Source organism: Sphaerochaeta pleomorpha str. Grapes (assembly GCF_000236685.1).
In the GTDB taxonomy this organism is placed as follows: domain Bacteria; phylum Spirochaetota; class Spirochaetia; order Sphaerochaetales; family Sphaerochaetaceae; genus Sphaerochaeta; species Sphaerochaeta pleomorpha.
On record NC_016633.1, the window covers coordinates 829,615 to 842,640 of the forward strand.

Here is a 13,026-nt window from a genome sequence, read left to right on the forward strand (position 1 = left end):
GGGGGGGCCTTCCTGGGAAGGAACCCCCTTGGTTATCAATAAAAAACACTGCAAAGGGCCTATAAGGCCTCGAATGCCGGGACAAGCCAGGGTGGCAGGGCAACCGGGCGAAGTGTCTTGAGATTAATCGAGGCAACCTTGACCTTAAGGGTACACAAAGTTTCTTCCCCGCGTTTCACAATCTGCAAAAACGTAAGGGAAAAATGCTTTGCCTCGATAACCGAGGTTTCGACGACAAGCAGGTCGTCAAGTTTTCCCGGTTTCGCATAGTCGATGTTGATCGATTTGACTACGAAAGCAAGGTTTTCAGTTTCCATCAGACGGCTCTGGGAGCCATCCTCTGCAGAGGAAGCAACCACCCGGAGCAATTCGGTCCTTGCATGTTCTGCAAAATCAAGATACCGGCCGTGGTAGACAATACCCCCACAGTCAGTATCGCTGTAATAGACTCGTATCTGGTGACAAAACATCAGATTGCCACCGGGGCACCCTCAAACCTGAGGGAAGAAACGTAATCATCGTAGGTTTGCCTCCTACGGATCATGACAAGCGAACCATCAGTGCGAAGCAGGTATTCTGCCGGACGGAGTTTCGCATTATAATTGAATCCCATCGAATGGCCATGGGCCCCGGCATCGTGCAACACCAAAAGATCGCCTTTCTCGATTTTGGGAAGCATTCTGTCAATTGCAAACTTGTCATTGTTCTCACAGAGCGAACCGGTCACATCATACGTGTGATCCAGGCTCTGGTCCTGTTTTCCCACTACCGTGATATGATGGTAGGCTCCGTAGAGTGCAGGCCGCATCAGATCGGCCATTGAGGCATCAAGCCCTACATAATGCTTGTACTTCCTAGTGACATGGAGCACCCTGCTTACCAGATAGCCGTACGGCCCGGTTATGCAACGTCCACACTCAAATACTATTTTCAAGGGATCCAGACCGGCAGGGACTACTATCTGTTCGTACAGCTTTTTCATTTCAGCACTGACATGGTTGAGGTCCATTGCCTTTTGTTCCGGTCTGTAGGGGATTCCGATACCGCCTCCCATATCGATGAATTCGATACGGATTCCTGTTTCCCTGTAAATACGGACACAAAGTTCGAAAAGCATTCTCGCTGTCTCGATGATGTAGGTTCCGTCCAGTTCATTGGAGGCAACCATGGTATGGAGACCGAACCGTTTAACGCCTTTTTTCTGCATAATTCGGTAGCAATCGACAATCTGGTCGGACGTGACACCGTATTTTGCCTCTACGGGGTTACCGATAATTGCATTTCCGGTCCTTTCCGGCCCCGGGTTATACCGAAAACATATCACCGGAGGTACTTTTTTCACGGCATGGTCAAGTGCCTCGATATGAGTGATGTCATCGAGGTTGATAATGGCTCCCAGCTCGAAGGCTTCGACAAACTCTTGATCAGGGGTATCGTTGCTGGTAAACATAATGCGTTCACCCACGATGCCGCTCGCTTTGCTGAGCAGCAATTCTGGAAGGGAAGAACAATCGGTTCCAAATCCCTCTGCGCCCAAAATCGAGAGGATTGTCGGATTGGGACAGGCCTTCACTGCATAGTAATTGCAAAAGCCAGGAGCCCAGCTGAACAGCTCTTTGAAATGACGGGCATTTTCCACGATTGCCTTTTCATCATAGAGATAAAAGGGAGTCTGTAAAGTGGAAGCCAGCTCAAGCAACCTCTCATCGGGAAGCGGCAGTTTCTTTTCGCTCATACGTGTAAATTCTCCTCTATCGATTGCATCGCCTTTTCTACGTTTTCCCGGTGCCCGTAGGAAGAAACCCTGATGTAGTGTTCCCCGGAAGGACCAAATCCGCTACCGGGGGTTACTACCACATGGCAGGAATCCAAAAGCAGGTCGAAAAAATCCCAGCTTGGCATGTCGTTGGGTGTCTTTGCCCAGATATAGGGGCTGTTGATACCGCCGTATACGGTCAAACCGGCGCGTGTAAGCCCTTCCCTGATTAACCGTGCATTTTCCATATAGTAGGCGACCAAGGCCCTGCTTTCGCGAAGACCTTCGCCACTGAGGGCGGCATACCCTCCTGCCTGGGCGATATTGCTTGCCCCGTTGAAAAACGTGCACTGCCTGCGGTTCCACATCTTGTTGAGCACACCAGAGCTGGCATCCTCACACTCAAGTTCCTTCGGAACGATTGTCCAGCCAAGGCGAACCCCGGTAAAACCTGAGAATTTGGAGAAACTGTTTATCTCTATCGCACACTTCTTTGCATTTTCAATTTCATAAATGGAATGAGGATATCCTTCTTCGGTGATGTATTCGCTGTAGGCACTGTCAAATAGTATCACAGCCTTGTTTTCAAGGGCATAGTCGACAAAGGCTTTCAGTTGCTGAGTAGTGGCAACAGCTCCAGTCGGGTTATTGGGGCTGCACAGATAGATCAAATCGACCTTCTGCTTGGGAGGATCGGGGACAAACCCGTTTTCCTCATTGCTGGCAAGATAGACAAACCCTTCGTAGCGGAGCGTATCGGGATTGAACCTCCCGGTTCTTCCCCCTACTACATTGCTATCGACATACACAGGATAGGCAGGGTCCTGGATTGCAACCACATTGTCCTTGGAAAATATCTCCTGGATATTGGCTGCATCGCTCTTTGCCCCGTCGCTTACAAAAAATTCTGTCGGATCCAGATCGACCCCGTATTGGTGGTAATACGATACAAGCTGTTCCCTCAGATAGGTATCCCCCTGTTCATCCCCATACCCGCTATAGGTTTCACGATGGGAAAGCAGGTCAACCTTGTCATGCAGGGCCTTGCAAACCGCCGGACTCAAGGCCTCGGTTGTGTTTCCGATACCAAGTCTCAAAACAGAGGCCTCAGGATGCTGTTTCTGCCAGAGGGCAGTACGACGGGCAATCTCAGGAAACAGATAGCCGCTTGCCAGTTTTGAGAAATTCTCGTTTATCGTGGCCATCCTACCGCCTCCTGATTGCGCCCAAGCTGTCCAGCTTGTCAAGTTCTGCATAGAGGATCCTGCGATTTTCCTCATGTTCAAAGGTACACATCGGAAGCCTGAAAGATTCCTCACACCAATGATACCGTGCCATGGCAGTTTTTATTGGGATTGGGTTTGTCTCAAGGAAACAGGCCTTGAAAAACCCTGCAAGGTCTTTTTCCATATTCCTTGCCGCAGCCATATCACCTGCAAGGGCAAGGTGAACCATGGTAGAAATATAACCAGGGCAAATATTGGAGGCAACCGAGACTACTCCGTCACCACCGGCTTGGATGAGATCGAGAGAAAGGTTGTCATCACCGCTGAGGACGGAAAAACCAGGGTGTGCTTTTGCAATGACAGACTTGATCTGCTCGATGCTTCCGCTGGCTTCCTTCACCCCGAGAATATTGGGACAAGCCTCGCTGAGGGCAATGAGGGTATCGGTCTCGATATTCACCCCTGTCCTCCCCTTGATGTTATAGAGGATGCAGGGAATATCAACACTGTCGGCAATCGCCTTGAAATGCAAAAACAAACCCTTCTGGGTAGGTTTGTTATAATAGGGATTGACCAGAAGCACGGCATTGGCCCCTACTTCCTGGGCATGGCGGGAAAGCCTGACTGCCTCTGTAGTTGCATTCGAACCGGTTCCGGCCATCACAGGGACCCTTCCATCTGCAAATTCAACGGTCAAGGCGATGGTACGGTCATGCTCATCATGGCTCAAGGTAGGACTTTCACCCGTAGTACCACAAGGGACCAACCCGTCGACGCCACTATGTATCTGTGCTTCGATAATCTGGCGAAGGGCCTCTTCGTCCAGGTTATCCTTCTTGGTAAACGGAGTGACCATTGCCGTATACACCCCACGAAAAAGTTTTTCTGCCATTATGCTTTCTCCACATTCATAAATACGTCATCAAGCATATCCGAAAGGGTGAAAAAGCCCTTCCTGCCATCTGCTATCCAATTCGCCGCTTTGATTGCACCAACAGCAAATCCCTGGCGGGACCTGGCCCGATGGGTCAATTCTATCGTATCCTCAGGACTATCGAAATAGACAGTATGCGTGCCGGGAACAGAGCCTCCGCGCACCGAACCTATCTGTATCTCATCGTCTTCCCGTTTGCGATGCAGTGTATCTGAGACAATGGAGTGTTTTGAGGTACTGTTTTCCAGGACAATGTCAGCAAGCATGGAGGCAGTACCGGAAGGGCTGTCTGCCTTCTGGGCATGGTGGATTTCCTGGATAAAGGAATCATAGCCGCCGACCTTGTCGAACAACTGGGCCGCGCGCTTTACCACCTGAAGAAAAACAGCCACCCCCAAAGAATAATTCCCACTATAGATAATCGAGCAATCGAGATCTTCAACCGTCTCTCTCACTTCCTCCAGGCGGTCATACCACCCAGTAGTGCCGATGACTGCAGGAATGCCAAGGCGGGCATAGAGAATGATGTCATCCACGATAGTTGCTGGATGGGTAAAATCGATAGCGACATCACATCCTGCAAGCGACAAGGCGTCGAGACTCAAAGCTGTAATCTCAGGAGCTGGTGACCAGGGGTCTATTACGGCAACGACCTCATGGCCACTGGAAAGTGCTTCCTGCCTGATTAACTTCCCCATTTTTCCGTATCCGACAATTGCGATTCTCATATACTCCTCCAAGTTCGAAAGCAGAGTAGCAGAAAAGCGACAACAATGTCTATAAGATAACAGAATGTTTTTATTATAACATATTTGTAATATTTATTACTTACTTACGTTTTTTCCCGTCATTGCGCTTATTCCGCTCTTTGCTTGCTTTCAAAAAATCTGCAAAAGTACCCCCACCTTGCGAGGCGTTATCCGCTTCAAAGGCAGTTTTTCCTGTATTTCCCCAAGGCCTGTCCTCTTGTGCCTTACTATGCACCCTTTCTTCCCTGACTGGAGCACCCCGATAGGCAAGCTTGCTTGGCCTGACTACCTCGGTAACCGTCTCCCAGGTATAGGAACGTGCCATGTTGACTTCCTTGTCATCGGCAAGGCTGAAGGACGTAAGCGGTGCAGCCTTCGGCAGTGCCTTTTTCATTACCAGCACTTTTTTCTTTCCTGTCGCATCGACAACCGGCTTGGCCTTGGCGACAACCTTTACGACTGCTTTCGGTTTCTCTTCTTTGGGTGCCGTTTCCGATACAGCCTTAACGACAGGGACCCGTTTCTTCACTTCCATCTCTTCATAGGAGCAGGAAAGCCGCTGGCAGATATAATGGTCCTGACCAATCTCATCCACAACCTTCATCATGGGCCCCTTGCAGAAGGGACAGGATTTGGAGTTGGTGAATTTAGGCGCAAAGGTCTCGCCACTCTGTACTACCTGATTCACGAGTTCCTGGGCATTTTTTTTGATATCTGCAATGAAAGGGCCACTTGCTTCCTTTCCCTCCGCAATTTTTGCAAGACGGTCTTCCCACTGCCCGGTAAGTTCGGGGGAACGGAGTTGCAGCGGGGCCAGACGGACGACCTCCCTGCCCTTCGGAGTCGGGACAAGTTCCTTGCCTTTACGTTCGACATAGTTGTTCTGGATGAGCTTTTCGATCATATCGGCGCGCGTGGCAGGGGTACCCAACCCATTTGTCAACCGCTTCTTCAAGTTCGCATCATCGACGAACCGACCGGCATGCTCCATTGCCGACAGCAAAGTTGCTTCGGTATAGCGCTCAGGGGCACTGGTGGAAAGTTTGCGGAGTTTGACTGAAGCAATCTGTACGGGACTCCCTTCGGTCAGCGAAGTAAGTGAGGAATTGAAATCAACATCGTCAACCATGAGCGAAGCTGCACTCCGCCTGCCGATAATCCGTGCGACATCCCGCCACCCCTGACTGACAGGGATGGTCAACCTGGTCTGGAACTTCTGGTTTTCAACGTTGGCCACCAAGGTCGTGGTCCTATATTCATAATCGGGGGAAAGTACTTCCAGGAAACGAATTACTATCAGTTCCCATAGGGAGCGTTCCTCATTGGAAAGCCGGGCGAGGTCGACTCTTTGCTCAGTCGGGATAATTGCATGGTGATCGGTAACCTGCAGGTCCTGCACGAAACGTTGTTCATCTATACGGAACCCGTTGTTCGCAAAAGAAGTGGCATAGGAACCGAAGGGGGTAGTGCCCAGGGCCCGCAACCGCTGGGGAATCGTCGCTACGATATCATGGGTTATATAACGGCTATCGGTGCGTGGGTAGGTAACGATTTTATACTGTTCATACAGGCGTTGCAGGACATCGAGAGTCTGCTTCGCGCTGAAATCGAGATACATGTTTGCATCGCGCTGCAATTCGGTAAGGTCGTAGGCAAGGGGTGGCTGTTCGTTTTTATCGGCTGTTTCCAAACTGGTTATTACACCTTCCTTCCCTACCAGATTTGCTTCCAGCTCGGTTGCCTGCTTCTCTGTGGAAATCCTTATGGTATCCTCGCTGCTATACCAGGAAGCACTGAATGTCCCAAAATCTGCTTTCAAAGTCCAATAAAACTGACCGGCAAAAGATTCAATCTCATCTTCCCTGTTGGTCATAAGTGCCAGCGTCGGGGTCTGGACCCTACCTGCAGACAATTTTGCATCGTAATGACAGGTCAGGGCACGGGTAACATTCATGCCGACATACCAGTCGGCCGCAGCGCGGCTCTCGGCTGCATGGAACAAGTTGTCATACAATGAGGCGTCCTTGAGCTTCTCAAAACCCTCTTTAATGGCAGAATCGGTCTGGCTGCTGATCCAAAGACGCTGGGCAGGTCCCGTATAGTTGCTGAGTTTCATGATCCAACGGGCAACAAGTTCCCCTTCTCGGCCAGCATCGGTTGCAATGATCAGACTTTCGATATCTGCACGGTTGAGCAAGGTTTTCACTACTTGAAACTGTTCCTGGCTCTGGTCGATCACTTCCTGCTGCAAAACATCGGGTAGCATGGGAAGGTCACGCAACGACCAGCGCCTATAGCGTTCACTGTAGGCTGCAGGTTGGGCTAACTCCACCAAGTGCCCAAGGGCCCAGGTGACAACATACCCTTCTCCTTCCGAATATCCCTTTTCACGAATACGGCATCCCAGAACGCGGGCAAGTTCCCTTCCTACACTCGGCTTCTCAGCAAGAACAAGTTTCTTCAATTGGCAATCCCCCTACCGCAAAACTATACCCCCAACCCCCTATGCGGGGCAAGATGAAACAGAAAAACAAAGATTTCCTGCTCTGGTTTTATGGAAAGGCAACCCAGGTTTTTGATTTAATTGCTAGTAGCAAGTATTTGACTTATTATTCTTTTTTTTGTATGGTATGGATGTTCCCACCAAGGGAATGCGAATCTAAAACCATTTGCCTACCTATATATATGTAGCAATCCAGGAGTAATGTATGCCATTTGATTTTTCACGGTTTTTCGGAAAAAAAGCCAAAGACGATTCTGATTCGGGGATAAAAACCCTTGTAGTAAAAAGCCATAAATGTCCTCAGAGTCACCGTTGCCCTGCAGTACGTGTTTGTCCGACCGGCGCACTGACACAGAAAGGGAATGCCGCCCCAACTGTCAACTACAGCAAATGCACCAGCTGCGGAAAATGTACCCGCTACTGTGCCTTCAAAGTCTTGACCATGGAGAAAAAGTGAATTGCAGACAAACACTAGTGCCAGGCGGGGACTTCTCCCCGCTCTTTTTATAATTCCTTTGCTATTCTTCGGCCTTGGTTTCATATCTATTCTCTCAGCTTTGTCAGCATTTGTATGCATGGCCTTGCCCTTTATCCTGCTCGCAAAGAACAAGAGAAAAACTTGGTGCCACACGTATTGTCCCAGGGCCTCGCTTTTACAGCAGACCGGTAAAAAGGGAAATAAGATGAAACAGGCGCCAAGGCAATTTACCGATGGAAGCCTACGAAAAATCCTGCTTTGGTATTTTGGTTTGAATCTGTTGTTTATTACCGGATCCACAGTCAGGATTGCTTTGGGTCAGATGGAAAGCATGGCTTTTATCAGGCTCTTCATTTTCCTACCGCTCTTTCCACTCCCCCAGCTTTTGGATATTGCAGCCCCGCCTTTCTTGATCCATCTTTCGTATCGCCTCTACTCCATGATGCTCAGTTCCACCATCCTGGGTGTTGCCTTTGCCCTGATCTGGAGAAACAGACTCTGGTGTGCTGTTTGTCCTGTAGGAAATCTTTCGAACAAGATTTTGGGCATCAAAAACTAAAGAATCACAGGGCCAAGCAAGAAAAGTACCGAATAAAGGAAAGTTCTTCAGGGAAACGGTTGCCAGGCCTCATATTGCTGAGGCTTTGCAATCTGTTTATGACGTATACTGTTTTCCAATTCCTCTCAATAGTGCTATAGTTTTCAGTAACCTGAGTGGTAAGATTCTAAGGATTCACCATTACAAGGTAGAGGCAAGTAATTTATTTCTGCGACTTACCTGGCAAAAGGTGATCCTTTTCCAAAGAAAGCGCTGCACAAAGAGAGGGCAACCAATGGCTACATCCCAAAACACAGCTCCGTTCTGCAGAAGAAGGAACACGAACTCCCGGTTTATCCTCGGATTGTTTTTGTTTCTTTCATTCAGTTTCCTTGCTTCTTTCCCGATCTTGGCAGAGCCAATCGAAATTGCAGACCCCAGCCCCTCAGTTTTTGGCAATACCTTCCAACTTGACTTGAAAACAGACAGCCTGCTGTTATCAGGAGGACTGAGCCTGATCGGAGGATCCTATCTTATCGATCATTTCATGTTGGAAGAGATTTCAACTGTCGATGCAAACACTCTGGACATACACGATGTAAACTGGTTCGACCGATGGGCGATGCAGCCATATGACCAAACGATGGATAAGGTATCGGATGTGCTCGATGGCATTTCATTGCTGCTTCCGGGACTCCTGATGCTTTCCCCCGAGACAGGTTTTTTTACCGTCGGTGTCATGTATACAGAAGCAATCGTGCTTTCCTACGGTTTAAAAGAAGTGGGGAAGACTTTGTTGCACAGAACCCGCCCCTATATGTATTTTGATCTCTTCCCGGAAGACAAGGTCGCCGATGGTGACTGGAACCGTTCCTTTCCCTCCGGCCATACGACCATGGCATTCACCAGCGCCGCCTTTACCAGTTATGTATTTTCCAGCTATTTCCCTGATTCAAAGTGGAAAACCCCTGTCATACTGGGTTCCTTCGCAATTGCAACGGCCACTGCAGTTTTGCGGGTAACAAGCGGGAACCATTTTCCCACGGACGTGCTGGGTGGGGCGGTCATCGGGACCCTTTCAGGATTTTTGGTTCCCTATCTGCACAGAACCCGTCCTACAAACAAATTGCTTGCAAGCATGAACCTGATTCCCAACGGGTTGTCCTTCACCTTTAGGGTATAAGCTTTTTTGCTCTTTGCAAAAGGGTAAAAGAAAGCTCTCCACCAGGGAGAGCCTTGGCTACTCGGAAAAACCGCAGTTTTTCCTTTCTTCACCGGTATAAGTATAGTACGCCCTAGAAGTTTATTTGTCAATATTTTTTTTCTTTATTCGTTTCTATATATAACTTTAAGAAATTTTTACAGACCGCCTTCAGCGCTAAGGAACCTGATTGTACCTGCAATAGCCAAAAAATCATACTGAAAGAAAGGCTACCTCTATACAGATGATGGAAAATGGGACATTTTTTTGCAACAACGTACAAGAAAACACGATATACTACAACAAAATATCTGCTATGGAACATGAAATACCGACATTTTGTACAATACAAGCGTCTTTCTTGACTCGAAAGCACTCTCGGTATATAGTCTAAGGCAACGAAAATGAAGTAAGGAGTCAATAGTATGGCTTACAAAATCACTGATGCTTGCGTTGCTTGTGGAACTTGCCTTCCAGAATGCCCCTCCGGAGCTATTTCCGAAGGAGATATCTATGTAATCGACCCAGCTGCCTGTGTTGATTGTGGCACTTGTGCCGATGTCTGTCCGACCGGTGCTATCATCCAGGAGTAAGACAACCGCATAGGTTGAGAGACAGCCATCGTTGCTGTCTCTTTTTTTTTCCCAAAACGAAGAGGCCCCATGCATACAGATTTACCGACTCTAGGCGCCCCTGTAATGATCGGGGGATTGGCAATAGGTTTATTCCTCTGCTTCTATGGCTCAAAAGCCAGGAAGTTCCTCATGCCTTTGAGAAGTGTTTTTTCCGGTGCACTCATCAGCCTTACCCTTGCCCTTCTGGCTATAAACGGGAAGGCGGTTCTCTCTGCCCTAGCCATGGCCGATCCTTTTTCGGCTATGTACGACCTACTCTGGGATGCCAAGGATTACACCCATCCACTCATATATCTCATAAGCTTCTCCACTGGGGGACTTCTCATGTTTTTCCTTTCAAGGAAACAGCAGGACAGTATAGGTTTTTTACTAAAGATTCTCACTGGCCTGAGTATGGGACTGGCAATATTTTTGCTCCTCCGCTCTCTGGTCAACTTACCGGTCAGCCTGCTTTTCTCTTCAATAATCCTTTTCTTCATACTCTATCTTTGCCTGCGCGGGTTTGACTATTACGTTGCATTGGAGAACGCCTTGGCAGGAGCCCTTCTGGTCAGTTATATGGTTACGCGGTTCTGGTATCTTGATATCTGGCTGTTCTTTGTCTGGGCAACGCTACTGACTGTCCTCGGAATGTTCTCCCAGGTCCGGTCCCTCAAGAAAGAAAAGGAAAAACCTACAAACAATGAATAATGAGAATTTGCTTTTCCAGGGAGAATTGACAGTATCTGATCTCACCAACCTCATCAAGACAACGCTTGAGGAAGGCTTTTACGGCCTGCAGGTTACCGGGGAAATTTCCAATTTCCGTCCTTCCTCAACCGGCCATTGGTTCTTTACCCTCAAGGACAGCCAATGTGCAATCTCAGCTGTAATGTTCAAGGGAAACACCTGGAAAGTCGGATTCACCCCAACCGAAGGGGATAAGGTTACCGTAAAGGGGTCCTTGGACGTCTATGGGGCCAGGGGTACCTACCAGATAAAATGTGAAACCATGCAACTTTCTGGCAGCGGTGATATTCTGGCAATGCTCGAAGAGAGGAAACAGTATTACGCCTCCCTCGCTTATTTTGCGGCCGATAAAAAAATCCCGTTGCCCAGAACTCCAAAAAGAGTGGGCGTAGTGACAAGCCCGACAGGGGCTGCCCTGCAGGATATTCTGCAGATTCTCCAAAGACGGGCCCCTGCACTTGATGTATTGGTGTTACCGGCAACCGTCCAAGGAGAAAATGCCGGGAAAACCATTGCGATGCGCATTGAACAGGCTAACGCCCTTCTCCTGTGCGACGTGCTCATCGTGGGCCGGGGCGGAGGTTCCCTGGAAGACCTGTTACCGTTCAGCGAACCTTGCGTCATACAGGCGATCCATGATTCGGAAATCCCGGTAATCAGCGCAGTCGGGCATGAGATCGACTGGGCACTTAGCGACTATGTAGCAGATATGCGGTCCCCGACCCCATCTGCCGCCGCCGAACTTGTCAGCCAGGGTTTCTTGGACAATGCAGCATCGGTACGCCTTCTCAAACAGAATATCTGCACTGCAATGGAACACCGCTTGCACCTAGCCACACAAAAATTGTCCGCAGTGAAGACCAGCAGCCTGACAAGGGGACTGTCTTTGCAGCTGGAACGCCGGGAGTACCGATTGGCAAATGCCAGCGACGGCCTTGTCACCGCGGAACATTTCCTTATCAAATCAAATGAGCAACGGCTACAATTGGCCGAAGGAAGGTTGCAAGCCCTTTCCCCGCTTGCTATACTTGCCCGGGGCTATACACTCGTTACGGATAAAAAGGGCAACCTCATCCGCACGAAAGAAGCAGCAAAAGTCAAGGATATACTTACTGTATCCTTCGTTGACGGAAAACGTACCGTGCTCGTACAGGAGTAAACCATGAGTTTTGAATCAGACGTATCCAGGGTGGAAGAGATCGTAAGCAAGCTCAATGCACTTGAAACGACCCTCGAAGAAAGCCTAGCCTTATTTGAAGAAGGGATGGAACTTTCCAAAAAACTGGAGAAATCCCTTTCTGAAGCTAAACGAAAAGTTGAAATCGTGCTTGGGGAAAACCCGGACAACGCCGAAATTACTGAATTCTAACAGAGGAAGACAATGGCATCCATTCAGAAAAAAATCATTTTCCTTATACAATGTGAGGACCGAAAAGGAATTTTGGCCGCTACGGCTACCTGGTTCTACAGCCGTTCTTACAACATCCTGCACTGCCAGCAACATACCGACAACAATGAAGGCCGGTATTTCATGCGTATAGAACTGGATATGAAAGATTTGCAAACAACCCGAAAGGAACTCGAGGATGATTTCTCGCTGTTCGCCGAAGAGTACAAACTGCAATGGAAATGCCGGTACAGCGACTACAAGTCCAGGGTTGCCATAATGGTCAGCAAAACGAGCCATTGTCTCTATGATTTGATCGCTCGCAACAATGAAGGCGATCTCAACTGCGAGATTTCCCTTATCATCTCAAACCATCCGGACCTTGAACTCATTGCCAACCAGTTCAGGATTCCGTTCTATTACCTGCCGATAACCCCCGAGACCAAGCAAAGCCAGGAAGAGAAAGTCCGTTCCCTTCTTACCCGTTTTGATATCGATTTGGTGGTGCTTGCCAGGTACATGCAGATTCTTTCCTCCGATTTCACCAGGGCCTGGCAGGGAAAAATAATCAATATCCACCATGGGTTCCTACCTGCCTTCCAAGGGGCGAATCCGTATCTGAAAGCATACCAGAGGGGGGTCAAGATGATCGGGGCTACTGCCCACTATGCCAGCGAAGACCTCGACCAGGGACCAATCATCGAGCAGGACGTAGTACGCGTAAATCATGAGTTGACCCCCAACGGCCTGAGGGATGTAGGAAAAGATGTTGAGCGAAGGGTACTTGCACGTGCAGTGCAGGCCCATCTGGAAAGCAGGATCATAATCTGGAAAAACAGAACCATCGTTTTCGACGTCGAAGGCTAGTGCTACCAGATACGCTTAAAAAA

The 13,026-nt window shown here is 48.9% G+C and carries 14 protein-coding genes; 8 read left to right on the forward strand and 6 right to left on the reverse strand.

Annotated elements, in window-relative coordinates; translation table 11 throughout:
* Positions 1–59 precede the first annotated feature (59 nt).
* From SPIGRAPES_RS03780 to SPIGRAPES_RS03805, 6 genes are all read right to left on the reverse strand, one after another.
* Positions 60–470: a YbgC/FadM family acyl-CoA thioesterase gene (locus SPIGRAPES_RS03780; RefSeq protein ID WP_014269449.1), complete on the reverse strand. Its 411-nt coding sequence runs from the start codon at positions 468–470 to the stop codon at positions 60–62.
* On the reverse strand, positions 470–1,735 hold the full coding sequence (lysA, locus tag SPIGRAPES_RS03785; protein ID WP_014269450.1) for a diaminopimelate decarboxylase: 1,266 nt from the start codon (positions 1,733–1,735) through the stop codon (positions 470–472). The genes SPIGRAPES_RS03780 and lysA overlap by 1 nt, the downstream gene beginning before the upstream one ends.
* The gene (locus SPIGRAPES_RS03790; protein ID WP_014269451.1) at positions 1,732–2,961 is read right to left on the reverse strand and encodes an LL-diaminopimelate aminotransferase; all 1,230 of its coding nucleotides are present in this window, start codon (positions 2,959–2,961) and stop codon (positions 1,732–1,734) included. Before SPIGRAPES_RS03790 ends, lysA begins: the two co-directional genes overlap by 4 nt.
* 1 nt (position 2,962) lies before the next feature.
* Positions 2,963–3,874 carry a 4-hydroxy-tetrahydrodipicolinate synthase gene (dapA, locus tag SPIGRAPES_RS03795; protein ID WP_014269452.1) on the reverse strand — a complete coding sequence of 304 codons (912 nt, stop codon included), beginning with the start codon at positions 3,872–3,874 and terminating at the stop codon, positions 2,963–2,965.
* The gene (gene dapB / locus SPIGRAPES_RS03800; RefSeq protein WP_014269453.1) at positions 3,874–4,644 is read right to left on the reverse strand and encodes a 4-hydroxy-tetrahydrodipicolinate reductase; all 771 of its coding nucleotides are present in this window, start codon (positions 4,642–4,644) and stop codon (positions 3,874–3,876) included. Before dapB ends, dapA begins: the two co-directional genes overlap by 1 nt.
* A gap of 100 nt (positions 4,645–4,744) precedes the next feature.
* Positions 4,745–7,129 (reverse strand): DNA topoisomerase 3, encoded by a 2,385-nt coding sequence (locus SPIGRAPES_RS03805; RefSeq protein WP_014269454.1) that lies wholly within the window; start codon positions 7,127–7,129, stop codon positions 4,745–4,747.
* Between the two features lie 244 nt (positions 7,130–7,373).
* On the opposite strand from SPIGRAPES_RS03805, the gene SPIGRAPES_RS03810 reads away from it, so the two are divergent.
* The 8 genes from SPIGRAPES_RS03810 to purU all read left to right on the forward strand — a co-directional run bounded on the left by SPIGRAPES_RS03810 (position 7,374) and on the right by purU (position 13,003).
* Complete coding sequence (locus tag SPIGRAPES_RS03810; protein WP_014269455.1) at positions 7,374–7,625, forward strand: 4Fe-4S dicluster domain-containing protein; 252 nt, start codon at positions 7,374–7,376, stop codon at positions 7,623–7,625.
* Position 7,626: 1 nt separating this feature from the next.
* Entirely contained in the window at positions 7,627–8,205 is a 579-nt protein-coding gene (locus tag SPIGRAPES_RS03815; RefSeq protein ID WP_014269456.1) for a hypothetical protein, read from the forward strand.
* 274 nt (positions 8,206–8,479) lie between these two features.
* Positions 8,480–9,367 (forward strand): phosphatase PAP2 family protein, encoded by an 888-nt coding sequence (locus SPIGRAPES_RS03820; protein ID WP_014269457.1) that lies wholly within the window; start codon positions 8,480–8,482, stop codon positions 9,365–9,367.
* A 443-nt stretch (positions 9,368–9,810) separates the two neighbouring features.
* On the forward strand, positions 9,811–9,978 hold the full coding sequence (locus tag SPIGRAPES_RS03825; protein ID WP_014269458.1) for a DUF362 domain-containing protein: 168 nt from the start codon (positions 9,811–9,813) through the stop codon (positions 9,976–9,978).
* A gap of 69 nt (positions 9,979–10,047) precedes the next feature.
* Positions 10,048–10,710, forward strand: a complete 663-nt coding sequence (locus tag SPIGRAPES_RS03830; protein WP_014269459.1) for a hypothetical protein — start codon at positions 10,048–10,050, stop codon at positions 10,708–10,710.
* Positions 10,703–11,908, forward strand: a complete 1,206-nt coding sequence (xseA, locus tag SPIGRAPES_RS03835; RefSeq protein WP_014269460.1) for an exodeoxyribonuclease VII large subunit — start codon at positions 10,703–10,705, stop codon at positions 11,906–11,908. The genes SPIGRAPES_RS03830 and xseA overlap by 8 nt, the downstream gene beginning before the upstream one ends.
* A gap of 3 nt (positions 11,909–11,911) precedes the next feature.
* Positions 11,912–12,118, forward strand: coding sequence for an exodeoxyribonuclease VII small subunit (gene xseB / locus SPIGRAPES_RS03840; RefSeq protein WP_014269461.1), 207 nt, complete (start codon positions 11,912–11,914; stop codon positions 12,116–12,118).
* A gap of 12 nt (positions 12,119–12,130) precedes the next feature.
* On the forward strand, positions 12,131–13,003 hold the full coding sequence (purU, locus tag SPIGRAPES_RS03845; protein ID WP_014269462.1) for a formyltetrahydrofolate deformylase: 873 nt from the start codon (positions 12,131–12,133) through the stop codon (positions 13,001–13,003).
* Positions 13,004–13,026: the final 23 nt, after the last annotated feature.

Bases quoted from the DNA above. Each gene is read 5' to 3' on its own strand.
- dapB (WP_014269453.1), bottom strand. From the start codon at position 4,644: ATGAGAATCGCAATTGTCGGATACGGAAAAATGGGGAAGTTAATCAGG.
- SPIGRAPES_RS03825 (WP_014269458.1), top strand. From the start codon at position 9,811: ATGGCTTACAAAATCACTGATGCTTGCGTTGCTTGTGGAACTTGCCTT.
- purU (WP_014269462.1), top strand. From the start codon at position 12,131: ATGGCATCCATTCAGAAAAAAATCATTTTCCTTATACAATGTGAGGAC.
- xseB (WP_014269461.1), top strand. From the start codon at position 11,912: ATGAGTTTTGAATCAGACGTATCCAGGGTGGAAGAGATCGTAAGCAAG.
- SPIGRAPES_RS03810 (WP_014269455.1), top strand. From the start codon at position 7,374: ATGCCATTTGATTTTTCACGGTTTTTCGGAAAAAAAGCCAAAGACGAT.
- SPIGRAPES_RS03780 (WP_014269449.1), bottom strand. From the start codon at position 470: ATGTTTTGTCACCAGATACGAGTCTATTACAGCGATACTGACTGTGGG.
- lysA (WP_014269450.1), bottom strand. From the start codon at position 1,735: ATGAGCGAAAAGAAACTGCCGCTTCCCGATGAGAGGTTGCTTGAGCTG.
- dapA (WP_014269452.1), bottom strand. From the start codon at position 3,874: ATGGCAGAAAAACTTTTTCGTGGGGTGTATACGGCAATGGTCACTCCG.
- SPIGRAPES_RS03830 (WP_014269459.1), top strand. From the start codon at position 10,048: ATGCATACAGATTTACCGACTCTAGGCGCCCCTGTAATGATCGGGGGA.
- SPIGRAPES_RS03790 (WP_014269451.1), bottom strand. From the start codon at position 2,961: ATGGCCACGATAAACGAGAATTTCTCAAAACTGGCAAGCGGCTATCTG.
- xseA (WP_014269460.1), top strand. From the start codon at position 10,703: ATGAATAATGAGAATTTGCTTTTCCAGGGAGAATTGACAGTATCTGAT.
- SPIGRAPES_RS03820 (WP_014269457.1), top strand. From the start codon at position 8,480: ATGGCTACATCCCAAAACACAGCTCCGTTCTGCAGAAGAAGGAACACG.